General features: G+C 72.1%; 19 protein-coding genes and 1 riboswitch. Of the genes, 7 read left to right on the top strand and 12 right to left on the bottom strand.

All coding sequences use genetic code 11. The annotated features are described in order from the left end of the window. Nucleotides 1-9: 9 nt before the first annotated feature. Entirely contained in the window at nt 10-648 is a 639-nt protein-coding gene (locus HC362_RS29420; RefSeq protein WP_243087188.1) for a cysteine hydrolase, read from the bottom strand. 174 nt (nt 649-822) lie between these two features. Between HC362_RS29420 and HC362_RS29415 the strand changes: the two genes are divergently transcribed. Continuing rightward, nucleotides 823-1,284: a pyridoxamine 5'-phosphate oxidase family protein gene (locus tag HC362_RS29415; protein ID WP_243087187.1), complete on the top strand. Its 462-nt coding sequence runs from the start codon at nt 823-825 to the stop codon at nt 1,282-1,284. A gap of 70 nt (nt 1,285-1,354) precedes the next feature. On the opposite strand, the gene HC362_RS29410 is transcribed toward HC362_RS29415, so the two are convergent. Continuing rightward, the gene (locus HC362_RS29410) at nt 1,355-2,686 is read right to left on the bottom strand and encodes an aminotransferase class I/II-fold pyridoxal phosphate-dependent enzyme (protein ID WP_243087186.1); all 1,332 of its coding nucleotides are present in this window, start codon (nt 2,684-2,686) and stop codon (nt 1,355-1,357) included. Nucleotides 2,687-2,723: 37 nt separating this feature from the next. Here HC362_RS29410 and HC362_RS29405 point away from each other — a divergent pair, with 37 nt between their 5' ends. Continuing rightward, nucleotides 2,724-3,398: a pyridoxamine 5'-phosphate oxidase family protein gene (locus HC362_RS29405; protein ID WP_243087185.1), complete on the top strand. Its 675-nt coding sequence runs from the start codon at nt 2,724-2,726 to the stop codon at nt 3,396-3,398. On the opposite strand, the gene HC362_RS29400 is transcribed toward HC362_RS29405, so the two are convergent. The 3 genes from HC362_RS29400 to HC362_RS29390 form a co-directional block, all read right to left on the bottom strand. Then, entirely contained in the window at nt 3,385-4,413 is a 1,029-nt protein-coding gene (locus HC362_RS29400; protein WP_243088877.1) for a DMT family transporter, read from the bottom strand. The genes HC362_RS29405 and HC362_RS29400 overlap by 14 nt on opposite strands. 163 nt (nt 4,414-4,576) lie before the next feature. Continuing rightward, nucleotides 4,577-5,113, bottom strand: a complete 537-nt coding sequence (locus HC362_RS29395) for a Clp protease N-terminal domain-containing protein (RefSeq protein ID WP_243087184.1) — start codon at nt 5,111-5,113, stop codon at nt 4,577-4,579. 188 nt (nt 5,114-5,301) lie between these two features. After that, a complete protein-coding gene (locus HC362_RS29390) occupies nt 5,302-5,979 on the bottom strand; it encodes a PadR family transcriptional regulator (protein WP_243087183.1) in 678 nt (225 codons plus the stop codon). Nucleotides 5,980-6,233: 254 nt separating this feature from the next. Here HC362_RS29390 and HC362_RS29385 point away from each other — a divergent pair, with 254 nt between their 5' ends. Together HC362_RS29385 and HC362_RS29380 are read left to right on the top strand one after the other, a co-directional pair. Beyond that, nucleotides 6,234-7,097, top strand: a complete 864-nt coding sequence (locus tag HC362_RS29385) for an endo alpha-1,4 polygalactosaminidase (RefSeq protein ID WP_243087182.1) — start codon at nt 6,234-6,236, stop codon at nt 7,095-7,097. A gap of 59 nt (nt 7,098-7,156) precedes the next feature. After that, nucleotides 7,157-8,005 carry a PhzF family phenazine biosynthesis protein gene (locus HC362_RS29380; protein ID WP_243087181.1) on the top strand — a complete coding sequence of 283 codons (849 nt, stop codon included), beginning with the start codon at nt 7,157-7,159 and terminating at the stop codon, nt 8,003-8,005. A 6-nt stretch (nt 8,006-8,011) separates the two neighbouring features. Here HC362_RS29380 and HC362_RS29375 read toward each other — a convergent pair whose 3' ends face one another. Both HC362_RS29375 and HC362_RS29370 read right to left on the bottom strand, forming a co-directional pair. Next, nucleotides 8,012-8,797, bottom strand: coding sequence for a CPBP family intramembrane glutamic endopeptidase (locus HC362_RS29375; RefSeq protein ID WP_243088876.1), 786 nt, complete (start codon nt 8,795-8,797; stop codon nt 8,012-8,014). A gap of 280 nt (nt 8,798-9,077) precedes the next feature. Next, nucleotides 9,078-10,574, bottom strand: coding sequence for a glutamate--cysteine ligase (locus HC362_RS29370; protein ID WP_243087180.1), 1,497 nt, complete (start codon nt 10,572-10,574; stop codon nt 9,078-9,080). A gap of 499 nt (nt 10,575-11,073) precedes the next feature. Here HC362_RS29370 and HC362_RS29365 point away from each other — a divergent pair, with 499 nt between their 5' ends. Together HC362_RS29365 and HC362_RS29360 are read left to right on the top strand one after the other, a co-directional pair. Beyond that, nucleotides 11,074-11,784: a hypothetical protein gene (locus tag HC362_RS29365; protein ID WP_243087179.1), complete on the top strand. Its 711-nt coding sequence runs from the start codon at nt 11,074-11,076 to the stop codon at nt 11,782-11,784. A gap of 332 nt (nt 11,785-12,116) precedes the next feature. Beyond that, nucleotides 12,117-12,323, top strand: coding sequence for a DUF5999 family protein (locus HC362_RS29360; protein WP_243087178.1), 207 nt, complete (start codon nt 12,117-12,119; stop codon nt 12,321-12,323). Nucleotides 12,324-12,508: 185 nt separating this feature from the next. On the opposite strand, the gene gcvP is transcribed toward HC362_RS29360, so the two are convergent. Next, nucleotides 12,509-15,418, bottom strand: a complete 2,910-nt coding sequence (gcvP, locus tag HC362_RS29355) for an aminomethyl-transferring glycine dehydrogenase (RefSeq protein ID WP_243087177.1) — start codon at nt 15,416-15,418, stop codon at nt 12,509-12,511. Between the two features lie 188 nt (nt 15,419-15,606). Then, nucleotides 15,607-15,704, bottom strand: a riboswitch (glycine riboswitch). Nucleotides 15,705-15,884: 180 nt separating this feature from the next. Between gcvP and HC362_RS29350 the strand changes: the two genes are divergently transcribed. Further along, complete coding sequence (locus HC362_RS29350; RefSeq protein ID WP_243087176.1) at nt 15,885-16,262, top strand: PRC-barrel domain-containing protein; 378 nt, start codon at nt 15,885-15,887, stop codon at nt 16,260-16,262. Here the strand turns inward: HC362_RS29350 and HC362_RS29345 are convergent. The 4 genes from HC362_RS29345 to HC362_RS29330 all read right to left on the bottom strand — a co-directional run bounded on the left by HC362_RS29345 (nt 16,178) and on the right by HC362_RS29330 (nt 20,125). Beyond that, entirely contained in the window at nt 16,178-17,791 is a 1,614-nt protein-coding gene (locus tag HC362_RS29345) for a DNA polymerase IV (protein WP_243087175.1), read from the bottom strand. The genes HC362_RS29350 and HC362_RS29345 overlap by 85 nt on opposite strands. Before the next feature lie 135 nt (nt 17,792-17,926). After that, nucleotides 17,927-18,583 (bottom strand): MerR family transcriptional regulator, encoded by a 657-nt coding sequence (locus tag HC362_RS29340; RefSeq protein ID WP_243087174.1) that lies wholly within the window; start codon nt 18,581-18,583, stop codon nt 17,927-17,929. Between the two features lie 247 nt (nt 18,584-18,830). After that, nucleotides 18,831-19,304, bottom strand: coding sequence for a bifunctional nuclease family protein (locus HC362_RS29335; protein WP_026004895.1), 474 nt, complete (start codon nt 19,302-19,304; stop codon nt 18,831-18,833). A gap of 74 nt (nt 19,305-19,378) precedes the next feature. Continuing rightward, nucleotides 19,379-20,125 carry a MerR family transcriptional regulator gene (locus HC362_RS29330; RefSeq protein WP_243087173.1) on the bottom strand — a complete coding sequence of 249 codons (747 nt, stop codon included), beginning with the start codon at nt 20,123-20,125 and terminating at the stop codon, nt 19,379-19,381. Nucleotides 20,126-20,138: the final 13 nt, after the last annotated feature.

Here is a 20,138-nt window from a genome sequence, read left to right as displayed (position 1 = left end):
CGCGGCGGGTCAGTCCGTCCAGCGTGCCCGCACCTCGTCGGCGGTCGTGACCGTCGCGACCAGCGCCAGCGTGTGCTGGATCATCGCAGCCGTGTAGTCGGCGGGCACTCCGGCGATGGCGTCGGCGGGCACCACGGCGGTGTAGCCGAGGTTGACGGCGTCGAAGACCGCGTTCGGCACCGCCACATTCGCCGAGACGCCCGTGACGACGAGCGTACGCACGCCGAGGTTGCGCAGCAGGGCGTCCACGTCGGTGCCGGCGAGCGGCGAGAGGCCGTGCAGTCGCCGCACGACCAGATCCTCCTCCGCGACCGGGACGGGCTCGGCCACCTGTACGGCGGGCGAGCCCGCCAACTGCCGTACGGGCAGCCGTTCGGCAGCGCGGAAGAGCCGCGCGTTGCGGTTGGCGCCCCTGCCGTCCGGGCGGCGCTCCGCGACGGCGTGCAGGACCTGTACGCCCGCCCGGTGCGCCGTGGCGGTCAGCTCCGCGATACGGTCCAGCACGCCCGTGCTCCGTACCTGGTGGGCGAGTTCGGGCAGGGCGCTGTCCGCGCCGACCACGCCTCGCTGGCATTCGACGGTCAGCAGCGCGGTGGAGGCGGGGGCGAGTTGGGCGGCGAGCGGGTCGGGCGAGGGCTGCGAAGACATGCGCCCTCCCTTCGGTCGTCGGAACACCATCAGCCGGAGCACCCAGGAGTCGGAGCGCCCGCAGGATAGGGAGCATTGCGCGAGACGAGAAGAGCCTTCATGCTTTTCTGACGGGCAGTCAGCAACGACGAACAACAACCGGTCAGACCGGCTCGCCTCGGCGAAAGAGGACAGATGGCCGACGTGCAGCAGCGGCGGGGTCGCCGGATCATGATGACGCCGCAGGAGCGGGACGCTTTCCTGCGCACCCGGCGCACCTGCCGGGTCGCCACGGTCGGCCGGCGGGGCGCGCCCCATGTGGGCGCGCTGTGGTTCTGCTGGGACGGCCGGGCGCTGTGGATGTACTCGCTCACCCGCAGCAGGAGATGGGCGCAGCTGTGCCACGATCCGCGGCTGGCCGTGCTGGTGGACGACGGCGAGGAGTACGGGGAGCTGCGCGGGGTCGAGCTGTCCGGCCGCGCCGAGTTCGTCGGCGAGGCCCCCCGCACGGGCGAGCCGTGTCCGGAACTCTCCGAGGTGGAGCGGCTGTTCCCCGCCAAGTACTTCGCCATGGACCGAATGCCGTACGACGGTCGGCACGCCTGGCTGAGGCTGGTCCCCGAGTCGGTGGTCTCCTGGGACTTCCGCAAAGTGTGAACCGGCCGCATGAGTAGTGGCCCCGCGCCCCGCCCCATCCCCGGCCTCCAGACCCGTGACCGCCTCGGCGTCAGTCGTACCGCGCAGCCTCCGCCGGGCGCAGCGCCGCGGCGACGTCGTCGGCGAGGCACTCGATGTCGGCCAGGGACAGCGGTGAGACCGTCAGCCGCAGCCCGGGCGGCGAGCCGAGCCGGAAGCGGGCGCCGGGTGCCGCCGCCCAGCCCGCCTGGAGCAGCCGCGCCACCGGTCCGGTCTCGTCCCGCACGGGCACCCATACATTCATGCCGCTGCGCCCCCGCGCCGGGACGCCCCGCGCCGTCAGCGCGTCCACCAGTGCGGTTCGGCGGGCACCGTACGCGGCGGCCACCCGCGCCGGGTCGGCAGCGCCGGTCTCCCACAGGTGCGCGACGGCGCGCTGCAGCAGGTGGCTGACCCAGCCGGGGCCCAACCGCTGGCGGCCGCGTACCCGGTCGACGGTGAGCGAGTCACCCGTCAGTACGGCCAGCCGCAGATCCGGCCCGTACGCCTTGGCCGTGGAGCGCACCAGCGCCCACCGGCTGGTGGTGCCCGCGAGGGGATGCAGCGGGAGGTCGACGATGCCGTGGCCGTGGTCGTCCTCGATCAGCAGCGTCCCGGGGTGTGCCGCCAGCACGGTGCGCAGTTCGCGGGCGCGCACTGCCGAGACGGCGGCGCCTGTCGGGTTCTGCGCGCGGGCGGTGACGATTGCGGCGCGCGCCCCCCGGCCGAGCGCGCCCTCCAGTTCGGCGGGGAGCGGCCCGTCGTCGTCCACGGGCACCGGGAACGGTCGCAGCCCGAGCGCCGGGACGAGGTCGAGCAGGGAGCCCCAGCCGGGGTCCTCGACGGCTACGGCGTCGCCCGGCCGCAGGTGTGTCGCCAGCACGCGTTCGATGGCGTCGAGCGAGCCGGAGGTGACGGCGAGCGGCCCGCCCCGCACCCCGTCGGCGTCCAGCGCCTGGCGGGCCAGGGCGGCGAACCGCGGGTCGGCGTCCGGAGCGCCGTAGAGCACCGGGGCGCGTGCCGCAAGGTCGGCCGAGACGGCGAGGGCTTCGGTGAGGGAAGGGAGCAGCGCGGGATCGGGGTTGCCCGTGGAGAGGTCCACGCCGCCGACGGGCGGCTCGACCCGAACGGCTTCGCGCGGCGCGGTGGCCGGTCGCTGCCGCACGCGGCTGCCCCGTCGGCCGGCGGTCTCGATGACGCCGCGGTCGCGGAGCGTGCGGTACGCCGCCGCGACGGTGTTCGGGTTCACACCCAGTTCGGCCGCCAACTCCCGCAGGGGCGGAAGCGGTTCGCCCGGCAGCAGGGCGCCGCTGCCGACGCCGTGCTCCACGCTGTCGGCGATCTCTGCTGCACCCCGGCCTTTGATCCGGTACTCTCCTAGCACAAACAAGATTATGCACTAGTGCAATAGGAGTATGCAAATGGCCGACTCGCCCTCCGGTGCGGACAGCTACCCCCGGACCCCGCGCACCACTGGCAGCAGGGCTCGCGACCGCATGTCCTACGACCGCGCAGCAGTGCACGCCGTGCTGGACGACGGCTACCTGTGCCACTTCGCCTACGTCCGCGACGGTGCGCCCGTCGTCCTGCCCACGCTGTACGCACGGGTGGGCGAACGGCTGTATGTGCACGGCTCCACGGGGTCCCGGCCGTTGCGCGAGGCGGGCCGTGAGGACGGCGGCATGCCGGTGTGCGTCACGGTGACCCACCTGGACGGGCTGGTGCTGGCCAAGTCCGCCTTCCACCACTCCGTCAACTATCGCTCGGTGGTGGTACACGGCCTCGCCCACCAGGTGACGGACCACGAGGAGCGGCTGATGGCACTGGACGCCATCGTGGACAACGCCATCCCGGGCCGGGCGGCCGACTCGCGCAGGGCCGACCCGAAGGAGCTGGCCGCGACCGCGGTCGTACGCGTCGACCTGGAGGAGGTGTCGGTCAAGTCCCGCGCGGGCGGACCCAACGACGAGCCCGAAGACCTCGACCTGCCGTACTGGAGCGGCGTTCTGCCCGTCTCCCCCGTATACGGCACGCCGATACCGGCGGACGACCTGGCACCTGACATCCCCGTCCCCGGCTACCTCACCGCGCGCTGACGTCCTCCGCCGCACCGCCGGTTCCGGGTGCGGTACCGGAACCCGCGGCGGGGTCGGCGCGGGCTTCGGGCACTGCCTCGCCGCTCCGCGCCTTGGGCGTGGAGCGCTGCGCGATGAAGGCACCGAGCAGCACCACAACTCCGCCCGCCAACTGGACGGCGCTCAAGTGCTCCTCGAGCAGCACCCAGGCGAGCACCGTCGCGACGACGGCCTCCAGACAAGCGACCACACCCGCCACCGCCGGGGAGAGCCGCCGCACCGCGACCACCCCGGTCAGATACGCGGTGGCGGTGGCCACCAGCACGATCCAGACCAGCAGCCCCAGCCCGTGCACCTGCGTACCGTGCACAGTGGCCGTCCCGGTCAGCACCGGCCAGTCGGTGCGCCACGGCCTGGCGACGACGGTCAGCGCCAGCGCGCCGAACAGCAGCCCGTAGGCGATGACCCCCATCGGGTCGGCGGGCGGCTTGGCCGTATCGCCCTCCTCGGCCGTGCTGCCGTGGTCCGCGAGGACGAAGTAGCCCACCTGGCAGCAGGCCGCCCCCAGCGCCAGCAGCAGCCCCAGTCCGTCCAGCCGGAGCCCGGCCCACACCTCGACGACACAGCTGAGGCCGCCGACCGCCAGCACCATGCCGACGGCGGCGGCCCGGGTGACCGTACGGCGCTGGACGAACCGCACCCACAGCAGGACCAGGGCCGGGGCGAGATATTCGATCAGCAGCGCGACACCGACGGGGATGCGGGAGAGCGCGGTGAAGTAGAAGGCCTGCACCCCCGCGACCGCCAGCAGCCCGAAACCCAGCAGCAGCCAAGGCCGCTCCCGCACCAGGGCGCGGTGCCGCCAGGCGAGTGGCAGCAGCACCAGCGCAGCGCCGGTGGCCCGCAGCCATGTGACGTGCAGGGGCTCCAGGCCCGCCTCGATGAGCGGCTTCGCCGCGACGCCCGAGCTGCCGAACGCGCAGGCGGAGACCAGGGCGAGCACGAGGCCCGAGGTCCGGGCGCGGGAGACGTCCATGGCGGACGGGTCGGTTCGCATCGCCGCATCATCTCAGCGGACGACAGGAGTGTCATCCCCGAGACCCCTGACACGGGCTGTGACTGACGCTTTGCGGGGGGCGCTGCGACCAGCGCTCTGCGATCGGCACCGCGCTTGATACCGCGGCCCGGTTGTCGCCGCCTCAGACCTCGTCGCCCATCCCGAGCCGGCCGGCCAGCCGGGCCACGTCCACTCCGGCGCGGCGCAGCACCTCGACCGCTCGGCACTCGGGGTCGGCCACCACCCCGGCGAACAGATCGACGCCCTCGGTCCGCTCCTTGGCCAGCCGCCGGGCGCGGTCTGCTGCGAGCTCCAGCGCCGCCTGCGCGCTGGGCGACCAGCCGGGCACACCGCCGGGCTGGTCGGATACGGCGGGCACGGCGCCGGAGTCCTCCACGGTGCTCTGCCAGCGCAGGCCGTAGCCGATGCTGCGCTGCACGAGATAGCCGAGCAGTTTGCCGAGCTGCGGGCCACCGCCGTCCAGCAGCTCCCAGGTGCCGCCGTCGGACTCCAGCAGGCTGTGCAGCAGGTGCGCCGTGTCGATCTGCCGGTCGCCGTCCCGTGCCGCACGGCGGCGCGCGGTGGCGATCACATCAGCCAGCGCAGCACTGACCTGCGGGTCGACGACGGCGTCGACTCCCGCTTCGGCCGAGAGACTGGGCGGTGTAGAGCTGTGCACCGAACCACCACATCACACGCACCTGTGAGAATTCATCAACGTGCCGTGGCATATGCCGGTCCCCCCAAAGGTGGGCACGGAGGTCGGACGTCTCCTCCCTGGGAAGGAGACACGGTGGCCCGGACGCTGCGGCGCACGCCCCAGCCCGCCGTGGCGGACGAGGGACACCGGCGAGCCGGGGCCTGGACTCAGTCCTCCTCGGCGAGGATCAGGTAGAGGCTCTTCTTGGCGTCGTTGACGACCCGGAGCGCCTTCTGCCGCTGCTCCTCGGTGCCGGTCGCCCACACCTGCTGGAAGGCCGCCGCGAGCCCGCCGGCCGCGGAGCGCACCTCCTGCACGGCCTCCCAGTCGAGGCCGCGTCCCGCGTCCTCCCAGGGGGCCTCGGCACCGGCCTCGGCCTCGGACCTGCCCGCTTCGGTGAGCGAGAAGTGCTTCTTGCCGCCCTCGCTCTCGCTGGCGATCAGACCCTCGTCCTCCAGCAGTTGCAGCGTCGGGTAGACGGAGCCGGGGCTGGGCTTCCAGGCGCCGCCGCTGCGTTCGGCGATCTCCTGGATCATCTCGTAGCCGTGCATCGGACGCTCCTTGAGCAGCGCCAGGATCGATGCCCGCACGTCACCGCGCCGGGCCCGGCCCCGGGGCCCGCCCCCGCGCCCCCGGCCACCGAAGGGCCCGCCGAAGGGAGGCCCGAAGGGGCCGAAGGCCGCACGCCCCCTGCCGGGGCCGTACCCCCGGCCCCGGCCATGACCGTGCCCGCGGCCGCGCGGACCGAAGGGCACGCCACCGGCCGGCATCTCGCCGCGCTCCCCGCCGGGACCGTACTGCCGGGCGCCCTGTTCCATGCCACGTTCTGCACCGTAGGGATACATCGTTGACTCCTTCGCATCACATCTTTGATCCGTCGCGATGCTTCGACGATATATCGGAAGCAGTCGCCTGGCAAGGACTCGCGACAACGGCACGCACAGTCACACGACAGCGGCCCCCGGCAGCGCCCCACAGCCCGGCCCGGCCGCCGGGCCCGCAACCGCGCCGACCAGGGGCTCAGCCGCCAGGAACGGCTCCGTAAGCTGTACGCAGGGGGGCGGTCGGCGCCTTCCGCGCACTGTCAGGAGCCGCCCGCATGTCCACGCCCGCCGCCTCGGCAGCCCGCAGCCGTCGGGTCCCGGCGCTCGTCGCCGCCCTCCTCGCAGTGGCCGGCCTCGCCGCGTGCGGCGGCGGCCCGGACGGTGGCACCCCGGACCACGAACGCACCTCCACGGCCGACCGGCCCGCACTGCCGCCGGTGCACGCGGGCTTCGACTACCAGATCGGCGGCGGCTACACCCCGCCCGACGGGGTACGGGTGGTCTCCCGAGACCGCTCGGACAAGCCGGCGGCCGGGCGGTACAGCATCTGCTACGTCAACGGCTTCCAGGCCCAGCCGGGCGCCCTGGACTGGTGGCAGGAGAACCATCCCGAGCTGGTGCTGCACGACGCGGACGGCAAGCCGGTGATGGACACCGACTGGAACGAGGCGCTGCTCGACACCCGCACCGCCGCCCGCCGCAAGGCGCTGGCCCGTATCGTCGGGCGCTGGATCGAGGGCTGCGCCGAGAAGGGGTTCCAGGCGGTCGAGCTGGACAACCTCGACTCCTACGAGCGCTCGGGCAAGCGCCTCACGCGGGGCGACAACGTGAAGTTCGCCGCGCTGCTGACCCGGCGCGCACACCGCAGCGGCCTGGCAGCCGGCCAGAAGAACGGCCAGGAACTGCTGGAGCAGCGCTCCGCGATGGGGTTCGACTTCGCGGTGACGGAGGAGTGCGGGCAGTACAAGGAGTGCGGGCAGTACGCGAAGGCGTACGACGACCGGGTGCTGGACGTGGAGTACACGGCAAAGGGGCTGGCGGCGGCGTGCCGCACATGGGGCGAGCGGCTGTCGATCGTCCGGCGTGACCTGGACGTCAGTGCCGAGGGCGAGGACGGGTACCTCTACAAGCGGTGCTGAGCCACTCGGTGCCAATTGGACCTGCACTCGAAAGCCCCGGCGCCGTAGCGTGCCAGAGCATGAGAATCCGTACCGTTGACGCCTTCGCCGCCCGCCCCTACACCGGGAACCCCGCCGCTGTCGTGCTCCTGGACGGGGACGGATTCCCGGAGGAGAGCCGCCTCCAGGCCGTCGCGGCGGAGCTGAACCTCTCCGAGACCGCCTACGCCCATCCGCTGCCCGGCGACCGGGACGCCGACTGGGCACTGCGCTGGTTCACGCCGACGACGGAGGTGGACATGTGCGGCCACGCCACACTCGCCACCGCCCAGGTTCTCGCCGAGGACGGCCTGCTGCACGAGGGCGAGCGGGTGCGCTTCCGCACCCGCAGCGGGGTGCTGAGCGCGTCGCGCGAGCCGGATTCCACCCTCACTCTGGACTTTCCCACCGCAGAGCTGACGCGGATCCCGGTACCGGACGGCGCCGGACAGGCGCTGGGGGCCGAGGCCGTGGCGGCCTGGGACACCGGCACGCTGGGCATGCTGGTGCTGGAGATCGCCGACGAGAAGACGGTGTGGGAACTCGCCCCCGTCTCCGCCGCCGTCGCCGCCCTCCCGGCCCCGGTCGTGGTGGTGACGGCCGCCGCGGCAGTGCCGGCCCAGGACAGGTCCGGACCCGGTGAGCCGGGGCACGACTTCGTTTCGCGGGTCTTCGCGCCGTCGCAGGGGCTGCCGGAGGACCCCGTCACCGGCAGCGCGCACACCGCGCTCGCTCCCCTGTGGTCGGGGCGGCTCGGCCGCGAAACGCTGACGGGCCTTCAGGCGTCACGGCGCACCGGCCGTGTCCGTACGATACTGCGCGGCGACCGCACCCTGCTGAACGGGCAGGCGATCACCGTGCTGGACGCGGAGCTGCGCACCGGGCTGTAGCCGCTGTCACGGTGTGGGCAGCCAGTCCACCCGGCCGGCGAGCAGCGCGTACCCCACGAACGCGACGATGTCGATCAGCGCGTGGGCCGCCACCAGCGGCCCCACGCGGCCCCAGCGCCGGTAGAGGAGACCGAAGACCAGGCCCATCGCCAGGTTGCCGAAGAACCCGCCGATGCCCTGGTAGAGGTGGTAGGAGCCGCGCAGCACGGCGCTCGTGGAGAGCGAGGCGAGGGGCGACCAGCCCAGTTGGTCGAGCCGGCGCAGCAGATAGCCGACGACGATCACCTCCTCCAGCACGGAGTTCTGCACGGCGGAGGCGATCAGCACGGGGTACTTCCACCACACGGCAGGCAGTGACTCCGGCTCCACGGTGAGGTTGAAGCCGCCGGCCTGTGCCAGCAGGTAGAGGCCGATCCCGCAGCCGCCGATGCCCGCTGCCACCACTGCACCCCGGCTCAGGTCGAAGGCCGGCTTACGGAGATCGAAGCCGAGTACGCGCAGCCCGCCGGTGCCCTCGCGGACCAGCAGATGTGCCACCAGCGCGACGGGAACCAGCGCTGTGGCGATCCCGAACAGCTGCCAGGCCAGGTCGAGCCAGGGCCGCCCGGGCGCCTGCGAGGAGTTGAGCCGGGCCGCCTGGTCGGCCAGCCCGCCCGGTCGGGTGAGTGCTCCGAGGAAGCTGATCAGCGACGAGACGGCGCTGGCCCCCAGCGAGAGGGCGAGGACGAGCAGCAGCTCGGTGCGGAGCCCTCGTCGCGACAACCCCTCGGCGGGGGCCGCTGGTGCGGGCAGTGGGTCGTCAGGCGCCTGTGCGCGCACGCGAACCTCCCGTTGCGAACGCCGTGTCCATCCCGTCTCCTCCTGTCACCCCCACCTGCCCCGGCCCGCTGCCGACCGGCGGCACACGGGCCGCAGTACCGCCGTCAGGGCCGCAGTACAGCCGTCGTGCCACGTCACAGCTTGCCCGATGGCTTCGGCGGGCCGGACACGCGGGGCCCGCCGTCCCGGCAACCGGGATCGGCGGGCGTTGCAACGGACTCGGCCACCTGGTCGCCCCTGCGCTGATGTTCCGCTACGGCCCCTCCGTCCAGGTGTGCACCGCGGCGCCGTCCGACGCCCGGTCGCAGTAGGCGCGGGCCACGGCGGCCAGCGCCTTCTCCCGGTCGAGGCCGGAATCGACGGCCCGGTGGTAGGCCGCCGCCTGCCAGGAGGCGCCGTTGACCCGCAGCCGGCAGCGCTCCTCGATGACGGAGAGGTACCGGTCGCGGTCCGCCGCCTCCACGCCCCAGGCGTCGAGCCCGGCGGCGGCCAGCGGCAGCAGTTCGTCGCGCACCAGCCGGGTGGCGGGCTGCCGCACCAGCCCGGCCCCCCGGCCCGAGCGCGGCCACCACAGCTCGGCCTCGATCCCGTACCGGCAGGCCGCGTCGAAGTTCCGCTCCGCGTATTCGAACGGCATCCGGTTCCACACCGGCCGCGGATCGTCGGCCAGGGCGCGCACCAGCCCGTAATAGAAGGCGGTGTTGGCCAGCACGTCGGTCACCGTGGGACCGGCCGGCAGCACTCTGTTCTCCACCCGCAGATGCGGGGCGCCGTCCATCACTCCGTAGACGGGCCGGTTCCAGCGGTAGATGGTGCCGTTGTGCAAGGTCAGCTCCGGCAGCGCGGGAACTCCGCCCGCGGCCAGCACCCGCTGCGGGTCCTCCTCGTCACAGATGGGCAGCAGGGCAGGGAAGTAGCGCAGGTTCTCCTCGAACAGGTCGTACGCGGAGGAGATCCACCGCTCCCCGAACCAGGTGCGCGGGCGTACGCCCTGGGCGGTCAGCTCCGGGGGGCGGGTGTCGGTGGCCTGGAGGAACAGCGGGATGCGCGACTCGCGCCACAGCTCGTGCCCGAACAGGAAGGGCGAGTTGGCCCCCATGGCGATCTGCGCGCCGCTGACGGCCTGCGCCGCGTTCCATACGTCGGCGAACCGGCCGGGCGTCACCTGGAGGTGGAGCTGCACGGAGGTGCAGGCGGACTCCGGCGCTATCGACTCCGAGGTGCTCACCAGGTGTTCGACGCCCTCGATGTCGAGGGCCACTTCCTCGCCCCTGGCCGCCATGATCTGGTCGTTGAGCAGCCGGTAGCGGTCGCCCTCGGTGAGATTGGCCAGGGTCAGGTCGCGCGCTGTCAGTGTCGGCAGGGTTCCGATCATGACAATACGCGCGTCGACCTCGCTGGCCTGCCGGTCCGCGTACGCCAGCCCGGTGCGGAGTTCTTCGGCGAGCTGATCGAGAACTCTGCCGGACAGCGCGTGCGGCACGATATTCACTTCTAGATTGAACTGCCCCAGTTCGGTCTGGAAATCCGAGCTGGCGATGTGCTGGAGTACCTCCGCATTCACCATGAGGGGCTGACCCTGGGCGTCCGCGAGATTCAGCTCGATCTCCAGCCCCATCAGATTCCTGGGGCGATCGAACCTCTTCTCTTCCAGGAGCTGCCACAGTCCCTGGAGGCACTTGTGCAGCTTCTGCCGGTATCGCCGTCGATCGGACAGGTCGAACCTGTCGGCGACGACCTTCTCTCCCATCGGAGGCTTCCTCCCTGCTGGTGGATGCTGCCGGAGGTCCCGGCCGAGCGTGCACCGATGATGCCCTGCCGCGCCCCGGATAACGCCTGGCAGGGCTGACGCGGCGGGTAACTGCCGCTAGGCTGGCGTACGGCGGACGGCACATTCCCTCGGCATACGGCGGCGTCCAGCCCGTGCGGCACAGATCTCCGGAAAATCACCGACGCCATCCGGCCGACCGCGTTTCCCCCAGAATCCGAGGTCATCCACGCATCCTCGCCATCCGTGCAGGTGAAAAGCCTGCCGATTCGGCCGGATATGACCTTACGGGAAACAACGGGGCACGTTAGCAGAAACACTTCTCGAACACATCTCGTATAAACTGCGCGAACGAGGCAGAGACTTGGCGATCCCGGCCCGCCCCCGTCGACCCCTCCTGCCGCTTCCGCGGCCATCCCGCGCCGACACAGCCGTCGCGCCCCCGCCAGCACCTTGTGTCTCCCAAGAGAGGCGACCCGCCATGCCGCTGCACGTACCCTCGGCCCCGGCCCCCGCCCTGCGCAGTGTCCTGACCGCCCTCGGCTCCCCGAGCGCGGTCCGGAGCTCCCGAGCCCCCATGGCACTGCGCACCGCTCAGGGCCCCCTGCGTCCCGAACTTCCGCTCCCGGCGTACGAGATGGCGCGTGTCGCGCCGCGCACCACCGAACACGCCGTCGAGCGCTCCACCGGACGCGCCGACGAACCGGCGGCCGCCGCTCCGCGCACCCGGCTGACGGGCTGGCGCTTTCTGCTGTCCGACGAGGGCATGGGCGGCGACGGTGCTCAAGGAGCGTACGTCGGGACAGCCGAAGCCGTACTGACGGCGGACGGCTGGGCCTTCGGCCAGTTCCGGCAGGGCCCCTACGTCCTCTCGACCGTCCGGGCCATGCGCCAGGCCGAGTTGCTGCCGGCGCCGTACCAGCCGCGGCTGCTGTCGATGCCCGAGCTGTACATGCTCACCCTGTGGCTGCACGCGGACACCGCGGCCGACCCCTGCGGCGGTACGCCAGATCCGGCCGACCTGCTGATCCCGCTCGCCCCCGCGCCGCCCGGCATCGCCCCGCACACCGCGCACCGCGTGGACGCGCTGCTGCCCGTGCTGACCCGCAGGCTGGTCGCCTCCGCGACCCCGGCGACCGGACACGGCCCCGGGACGGGCTCGCAGCCGGCTCCCCTGCTGCGTACCGCCTGAGAGGGGTGGGCAATCGGCGTCCGGGACCGTCGTGCGACCGGCGGCTGTCCCCGCGACTCGCCCTTTCACCGCTGTGCGCCCCTCCGGATGGGCTAGTCTTCGCGAGAGCCGAACCCCCCGGAATGACCGTGCAGTTGGGCGCAACCGCCCGCCCGGGTGATGCGTCTGTGCGGTTGGGTACGAGCTGACGCGAAATCCCTGCGGATTCGAGCCGGCAGCGGAACACTGGGAGATGACCGGAACGTACGCACGTACGTGGTTACGGGGGAACGGCCATGCACAGCAAGAGCCGCACAACAGACGCCACTACACGACGGAAGACGACACCGACAATGTGCCAGCACCAGCCACCGTGCCCGACAGCGGAGTCAGCAGACCGGGAGGCCGCGCAGCCCGTGGCCCACCACCCCGAGCAGGGCTGGAGCCTGCTCTGCAACGGAGTTCTGCTCTTCGAGGACACGGGAGAGCTGCTGCCGGACGGCCAGATCATCGCTCCGCACAAGCCGCTCGGCACGCGCCACGTCATCACCGCCGCGTAACCCGCGGTCGCGGGCCGGCCGAACGTGACCGTTGCGGTCGTCGCAGGGCCGCCGGATCCTCACCCTGGTGGTTGCCCTCCCCCGGCCTTCGGCCGGGAGGTGCCCCCGGTCGCGGCGGAGATATCCGCGAGGACGAGAGTCCGGCGGCCCTTACGACGGGCTCAGCCGAAACTTTCGGCGCCCGACTACCCCGCGTCGTACTCCGCCATCGGCGGGCAGGAGCAGATCAGGTTGCGGTCACCGTAGGCGCCGTCGATGCGGCGCACCGGCGGCCAGTACTTGTCGGTGGCCCGGACGCCCACCGGGAAGACGGCCTCCTCACGTCCGTAACCCTGCTGCCACTCGCCGCTGAGCATCGCGGCCGTGTGGGGGGCGTTGCGCAGCGGGTTGTCCTGCGCGTCCCACTCCCCCGTGCCGACCTTCTCGATCTCCGCACGGATGGCGATCATCGCTTCGCAGAAGCGGTCGACCTCGGTCAGATCCTCGCTCTCGGTCGGCTCGATCATCAGCGTGCCTGCGACGGGGAAGGACATCGTCGGCGCGTGGAAGCCGTAGTCGATCAGCCGCTTGGCGACGTCGTCGATGCTCACGCCCGTCTGCTTGGTCAGCTGCCGTACGTCGACGATGCACTCGTGCGCCACCAGGCCGTTCGGCCCGGTGTAGAGCACCGGGTAGTGCGGCTCCAGGCGCTTGGCGATGTAGTTGGCGCTGAGCACGGCCACCTGCGTCGCCCTGCGCAGCCCCTCGGCGCCCATCAGCCGCACATACGCCCACGAGATCGGCAGGATCCCGGCCGAGCCCCACGGCGCCCCGGAGACCGGCCCGATGCCCGTCTCGGGGCCGGCGGCCGGCTGGAGCGGGTGGTTGGGCAGGTACGGCGCCAGGTGCTCGCGCACCCCGATCGGACCGACACCAGGGCCACCGCCGCCGTGCGGGATGCAGAACGTCTTGTGCAGGTTGAGGTGCGAGACATCAGCGCCGAACCGGCCCGGCCTGGCCAGCCCCAGCAGCGCGTTGAGGTTGGCGCCGTCCACGTACACCTGACCGCCCGCGTCGTGCACGGCGGCGCAGACCTCGGTGATGTGCTCCTCGAACACACCGTGCGTCGAGGGGTAGGTGACCATCAGGACGGCCAGCTCGTCGCCGTGCTGCTCGATCTTGGCGCGCAGGTCGGCCACGTCCACGTCACCGTTGTCGCTGGTCTTGACCACGACGACCTTCATCCCCGCCATCACGGCACTGGCCGCGTTGGTGCCGTGCGCCGAGGACGGGATGAGGCAGACGGTGCGCTGCGGCTCGCCGTTTGCCCGGTGGTAGGCGCGTACGGCCAGCAGCCCGGCCAGCTCGCCCTGGGAGCCGGCGTTGGGCTGCAAGGAGACCTTGTCGTAGCCGGTGACCTCGGCCAGCCGCTCCTCCAGCTCGCGGATCAGCGTCAGATAGCCCTCGGCCTGCTCGGCGGGCGCGAAGGGGTGCAGCGCGCCGAACTCGGGCCAGGTGACCGGCTCCATCTCCGTGGTGGCGTTGAGCTTCATCGTGCAGGAGCCGAGCGGGATCATGCCGCGGTCCAGCGCGTAGTCGCGGTCGGCCAGTCGGCGCAGGTAGCGCAGCATCGCCGTCTCGGAGCGGTGCTCGTGGAAGACCGGGTGCGTGAGGTACTCGTCGGTGCGCAGCAGCTCGCCGGGGAGCGCGTCCTGACCGAGCGCGGCGTCCAGCGCGTCCAGGTCGTCGGCCACGGTCACCCCGAAGGCCCGCCACACCGCGGTGATCTGCTCGCGCCCGGTGGTCTCGTCGCAGGCGATGCCGATGTGGTCGGCATCCACCTGGCGCACATTGATCCCGGCCTCGCGGGCCCGCTCGGTGATCTCGGCGGCGCGGCCGGGGACGCGTGCGGTGACGGTGTCGAAGAAGCGCTCGTGGACGATCTCCACGCCGCCGTCCCGCAGCCCAGCGGCCAGCAGCGTCGCGTAGCGGTGGATGCGCCGGGCGATGGCGGCCAGCCCGTCGGGGCCGTGGTACGCGGCGTACATCCCGGCCATCACGGCGAGCAGCACCTGCGCGGTGCAGATGTTGCTGGTGGCCTTCTCGCGGCGGATGTGCTGCTCGCGGGTCTGCAGGGCGAGACGGTAGGCCTGCTCGCCGTCGACGTCCTTGGAGACGCCGACGAGCCGGCCGGGGAGGCTGCGGGCGAACTTCTCGCGGACGGACATATAGCCCGCGTGCGGCCCGCCGAAGCCCATCGGCACACCGAAGCGCTGGCTGGAGCCGACGGCGATGTCGGCGCCCAGCTCACCCGGCGAGGTCAGCAGGGTGAGCGCCAGCAGATCGGCCGCGACGGTGACGACCGCGCCCAGCTCGTGCGCCTGCTCGATCACCCGGCGCTGGTCGCGGACCGCGCCCGATGCGCCCGGGTACTGGAGGAGTACGCCGAAGACACCGCCGCGCCCGGCCAGCTCCTCGGGGATGCCGTCGCTCAGGTCGGCGGCCACGACCTCCACCCCGGTCGGCTCAGCGCGCGTGCGCAGCACGGCGATCGTCTGCGGCAGGCAGTCGGCATCGACCAGGAAGACGTCCCCGCCGCTCTTGCCGACCTTGCCGACCCGGCGCGAGAGAGCCATCGCCTCGGCGGCGGCCGTGGGCTCGTCCAGCAGCGAGGCACCGGCCGTCGGCAGCCCGGTCAGATCGGAGACGACGGTCTGGAAGTTGAGCAGCGCCTCCAGCCGGCCCTGGGAGATCTCCGGCTGGTAAGGGGTGTAGGCGGTGTACCAGGCGGGGTTCTCCAGCACATTGCGCAGGATGACCGCCGGGGTGACGGTGCCGTAGTAGCCCAGGCCGATCATGGAGTGCAGCACCTGGTTGCGGCGCGCGAGGGAGCGCAGCTCGGCCAGCACCTCGGCCTCGCTCCGCGCCTCGGGGAGCCGGAGCCGCTCGGTGCTGCGGATCACCTCGGGAACCGCAGCAGCGGTCAGCTCGTCGAGCGACCCGTAACCGACCTGCGCGAGCATCTTGGCCTGGGCGCCGGCGTCGGGTCCGATGTGGCGGCTCTCGAAGGGAGTGCCGTTCTCCAGTTCGGAGAGCGGGGTGCGATGGGAAGTCATCTGCGGGGGCCTCCTGGTCTCTGCGACCTGCGAGGGGCACCTTCCACGGGTGCCCGGACGGCCTCCCCCTCTGTCATCTCGACCTGAGAGTTTCACCGAGCCGCCCAGGTGCGGGACGCCCGGCTTACACCGTCGGTGAGGAGGGGCTTCGGCGCTGGTCCGGGGCCCGCCCTGCTTTCCAGAGTGACCTCGTCCGCGCGGTACGTGAGCCTGAGAGATTCCGGGGAGGAGTTGCTCCTTCGGCGCCTCCGGATGCTGCACCGGAGGACTCTCCCGCACGGGGTCGACAGCCACTTCGAGAGTATCAGCGCCCCCTTGAGTGGTAACCCGGTGTGCGCTCAAGTAGCCATCCGTCGAAAAGTGCCTTTTCGTGGAGATTACGAGCATTGGTGAGCCGAGCGTGGCGAGCCCGAGCTTGGTGAGGACGAGCGTGGCGAGCACGCTGCGACCCTGTGGGAGGAGACCCGTGCAGACCGAGATAGATCCGCGGAGCCTGATCGGCCGTAAAGCGTTCGACAGCGAGGGTGTCAAGATCGGCACGGTGGACGAGGTGTACCTCGACGACGCCACAGGTGAGCCGGAGTGGGCAGCGCTGCGCACCGGCATCTTCAGCCGCGACGCCTTCGTACCGCTGGAGCCCTCCAGCCTGGACGAGACAGGACTGCGCATCCCGTTCGAGCGCGCGCTGATCAAGGGAGCCCCCGACTTCGGCGTCGGCCGGCACCTCTCCCCGCAGCAGGAGCTCCAGCTCTACCGCCACTACGGGCTCGACGTCCCGGCGGACGAGGACACTCCCCCGCCGCCGGACCGGGACTTCGGGCGGATCGCCGGCGCCGGGGACTGAGCCGGCGGCGGGGACTGAGCCGCCAGCGCGGCGGCGATGTCCGCGTCCAGCATCCTCGGCTCGGCCGGCAGCAGATCGGGGTCGTCGACGGAGAAGGTGCGCACCCGGCCCGGCGGCGTGTCCGGCTCCTCGAAGCGCACCGTGACCTTGCCGACGCCGCTGCCCTGCACCCAGCCTCTGCCGTACGCGGAGTGGCACACGTCCTGGCCCGGAATCCAGCGCCGGTCGGCGGGCACGGCCGCGCCCGGCTCCTCCACGGCGGACGCGGGCTCCAGCGCGGCGCGGGCCGTCCGCGGCTGCCCCTCGGCCCCGCTGTGGCTCCCTTCGGCCCCGCGGTGGCCTCCCTCGGCTTCCTCCGTCTCGGCCGGGCCGGGGGCACGCTGCGGCCCGCTGCCCTCGGTCCTCCCCTCGGCCCTACCGTCGGCCCGCTCCTCGCTCAGCGCCGCCTGAGCCTGGGCGAACAGGTCCTCCTGCGTGAAGTCGGCGAGCCCGCTGACCCCCACGCCCAGCAGCCGCACACCGGCCGTGGTGTCCACCCCGTCCAGCAGCCGCAGCGCCGCCTCCCTGACCACCCCGGGATCGTCGGTCGGGCCCCGGAGGGTCTCCGATCTGGTGAGGGTCGAGAAGTCGTAGCTGCGCACCTTGATGACCACGGTGCGCCCGGATCTGCCGGCGGCGCGCAGCCGCGTCACACAGCGCTCGGCCAGCCGCTCCACCTCGAGCCGCACCCGGGTGCGGTCGGTGAGGTCCACGTCGTAGGTGTCCTCGACGGAGACCGACTTGGCGTCCCGCTCGGCCACCACCGGACGGTCGTCGATGCCGTGGGCCATCGCGTGCACCGAGGTGCCATGGGCCTTGCCGAGCAGGCGCAGCAGTTCGTCCTCTCCCGCCTCGACGATCTCCCCGACGGTGGTGATGCCGGCCTTGCGCAACACCTCGGCGGTGGCGGGGCCGACCCCCGGCAGCGTCCGCACGGACAGCGGCGCCAGCATCCCGCGCTCCGTGGCCACCGGGATGAGCACCAAGCCGTCCGGCTTCGCCTGCTCCGAGGCGATCTTCGCCAGCATCTTGGACCCCGCGAGCCCCACCGAGCCGGTCAGCCCCGTCGCCGCCCTGATGTCCCGCCGCAGCCGCTCACCGACCTGACGCGCCCCCTCGGTGCCGCTCTGCGTCCCTTTCAGCGCCTCCCCGGCCTCCAGGTCCACAAAGGCCTCATCGAGGCTCAGGGGCTCCACCAGAGGCGACAGCTCGTGCAGCAACTCCATCACCACCTCGCTGACCGCGCGGTAGAGGCCGAAGCGCGCACCCAGATACGCCGCGTTCGGCGCCAACCGTCTGGCCTGGGCCGTGGGCATGGCCGAGTGCACCCCGAACCGCCTTGCCTCGTAGGAGGCGGTGGAGACCACCCCGCGCGGCCCCAGGCCGCCGACCACCACCGGCTTCCCACGCAGGCTGGGCTTGGATGCCTGCTCCACGGCTGCGAAGAAGGCATCCATGTCCAGATGCAGGATGGTCGGCGACGCTCTCACGCCCTTGATGGTGCCGCACCCCACTGACAATCGGACCGCGCCCCGTCAGGGGCAGGGCACTGCGCACACAGCCACAGCGGACCGGAGGCTCGCGCCAACAGTCAGGGCAGCCTCGGCCGACATGGGGTCGCCTCGCTAGCCGGCGCGATTCCTGCGCCGCGCCAGCTCGTCCTCGGGGTGATCCCTGACCAGCGTCTCGCCGGTGTCGACGCGCTCCCCGTGCAGCTGTGAGAGAGCGCCCTCGACGTCCTTCCAGACCACCCCTACGGCGATACCGAAGACGCCCTGACCGCCCTGCAGGAGGTCGACCACCTCGTCGGGCGAGGAGCACTCGTAGACGGTGGCCCCGTCGCTCATCAGCGTCATCCGCGCCAGGTCGGTACGGCCTCGGGAGCGCAGGTGCCGGACAGCGGCGCGGATGTTCTGCAGCGAGACACCGGTGTCCAGCAGACGCTTGACGATCTTGAGGACGACGATGTCCTGAAAGCTGTAGAGGCGCTGGGTGCCCGAGCCGTAGGCGGGGCGGATGCTGGGCTCGACCAGCCCGGTACGGGCCCAGTAGTCGAGCTGGCGGTAGGTGATCCCGGCCGCCGAGCAGGCGGTCGGGCCGCGGTAGCCGACCTGCTCGGCCGGGGAGTCGGCCGTGGGCCCCGAGGCGCCACCCGGCAGCGGGCCGGGGGACGGTGCGGGGGACGGCCGCCCTGGGGCGACCTCCCGGCCGGAGGCCGGGGGTGGGCCGTCGGGTAGGGACGAGTCGCCAGCCGCCGTACCTTCGCCGCCGGTGCTTGTCACGCCGACCTCCGTCCTTCACATCCCGGGTTACCCCCGGAACCTGCCCACATGAAGGTAGGCAGTCACTCCGAGTGCGTCAACGATCGCCACACTCGGCACGGCGAGTGATATTCCCCCAGAGGGTGGTTTCGCGTACCCCCGGCCGGGGAATAGCTGGCCGAATGGTCAGCGGCGCCACTCCGCACCGCACACTCCTCCCCGGCCTCCGGCCCGTGGCATCCGGTCCGGCGGCGGCTCCCGCGGAGCGTCACTGGCTGCTGGTGCCGAAGTCCTCCGGAGAGATCTGGTCGAGGAACTCGCGGAACTTCTCCACCTCGTCCTCCTGCTCGTCCGGAATCGCGATACCCGCGTCGTCCAGCACACCGTCACTGCCGTAGATCGGCGTGCCGGTGCGCAGAGCGAGCGCTATGGCGTCGGACGGGCGGGCACTGACTTCCACACCACTGGCGAAGACCAGTTCCGCGTAGAACACGCCTTCCCGCAGATCCACGATGCGGACCGCGGTCAGCTCCTGACCCACTGCTTCCAGGACGTCCTTGAACAGGTCATGGGTGAGTGGGCGTGCGGGGGTCATGCCCTGCTGGGCGAAGGCGATCGCGGTCGCCTCCCCCGGGCCGATCCAGATGGGGAGGTAACGGTCGCCTCCCACTTCTCGCAGGAGCACGATCGGTTGGTTGGTGGGCATTTCCACCCGGACACCCACGACGTCGAGCTCATTCACACAGCAACCCTAGGCCGTGCCGCGCCTGTTTGGGTAGTCGGGCAGCCGTCCGGCACCGGCATCCGTGTGCTGATTCAGTCACCCCGCGTGCCGACTGCCTGTACCGCGGACTCCACAAAGGCCCCGTAGAGCCGCACGGAGAGATCGACCAGTTCGTCCGCCGTGCTCTCGGCACGCTCCCTCGTCCGCTGGTCCGGATGGCGCCGAAGGGGGGCGACCAACTGCTCGACGAGATCGAGCTGGCGGTCCGCCGTGGCCTTCACCGCCCGTAGATGACGCGCCTCCACCCCGTGCCTGCCCAGCTCAGCGACCAGCCGGGCCACGGCCACCTCACCGAGCCGGTAGGTGCCGTCCTCGGCCGGGGCGAGCAGTCCGTACTCCTCCCACTCGGCCAGTTCCCACTCCTCGGCGCCCACGAGCCCGAGCAGCTCCTTGCGCCCGGTACGGACGACCGGAGCCGGAGGGATCGCCTCAGGTCCCTCCGGGTCACGGGGCCCCACCACCGGTGCGGGCGGCTGGGCAGCGGCCTCGCCGCCCGCTTCGAGGTGCTCCCTGATGACCTTCAGCGGCAGATAGTGGTCACGCTGCATCCGCAGCACATAGGCCAGCCGCTCGACGTCCTCGGCCCGGAACTTGCGGTATCCGGACGGTGAGCGCGCCGGCTCGACCAGCCCCTCGGCCTCGAGAAACCGGATCTTGGAGACGGTGACCTCGGGAAACTCCGCACGGAGCGCCTGGAGGACGGCCCCGATGCTCATCGACGCGCTCTCGGGCCCGGCGGCGGCGCCCGTTCGGGCACCGCCGGACGGCGTGTGCAGCATGACCCTCCCTGCC

The sequence above is a fragment of the Streptomyces sp. 891-h genome (assembly GCF_022760275.1).
GTDB lineage: Bacteria > Actinomycetota > Actinomycetes > Streptomycetales > Streptomycetaceae > Streptomyces > Streptomyces spirodelae.
The sequence above is the reverse complement of the archived record's forward strand: the minus strand, read 5'-3'. Positions and strand labels throughout refer to the sequence as shown.

Coding starts and splice junctions, on each gene's coding strand:
- HC362_RS29420 (WP_243087188.1), bottom strand. CDS start 648: ATGTCTTCGCAGCCCTCGCCCGACCCGCTCGCCGCCCAACTCGCCCCC.
- HC362_RS29415 (WP_243087187.1), top strand. CDS start 823: ATGGCCGACGTGCAGCAGCGGCGGGGTCGCCGGATCATGATGACGCCG.
- HC362_RS29405 (WP_243087185.1), top strand. CDS start 2,724: ATGGCCGACTCGCCCTCCGGTGCGGACAGCTACCCCCGGACCCCGCGC.
- HC362_RS29400 (WP_243088877.1), bottom strand. CDS start 4,413: ATGGACGTCTCCCGCGCCCGGACCTCGGGCCTCGTGCTCGCCCTGGTC.
- HC362_RS29390 (WP_243087183.1), bottom strand. CDS start 5,979: ATGTATCCCTACGGTGCAGAACGTGGCATGGAACAGGGCGCCCGGCAG.
- HC362_RS29385 (WP_243087182.1), top strand. CDS start 6,234: ATGTCCACGCCCGCCGCCTCGGCAGCCCGCAGCCGTCGGGTCCCGGCG.
- HC362_RS29380 (WP_243087181.1), top strand. CDS start 7,157: ATGAGAATCCGTACCGTTGACGCCTTCGCCGCCCGCCCCTACACCGGG.
- HC362_RS29370 (WP_243087180.1), bottom strand. CDS start 10,574: ATGGGAGAGAAGGTCGTCGCCGACAGGTTCGACCTGTCCGATCGACGG.
- HC362_RS29365 (WP_243087179.1), top strand. CDS start 11,074: ATGCCGCTGCACGTACCCTCGGCCCCGGCCCCCGCCCTGCGCAGTGTC.
- HC362_RS29360 (WP_243087178.1), top strand. CDS start 12,117: ATGTGCCAGCACCAGCCACCGTGCCCGACAGCGGAGTCAGCAGACCGG.
- gcvP (WP_243087177.1), bottom strand. CDS start 15,418: ATGACTTCCCATCGCACCCCGCTCTCCGAACTGGAGAACGGCACTCCC.
- HC362_RS29330 (WP_243087173.1), bottom strand. CDS start 20,125: ATGCTGCACACGCCGTCCGGCGGTGCCCGAACGGGCGCCGCCGCCGGG.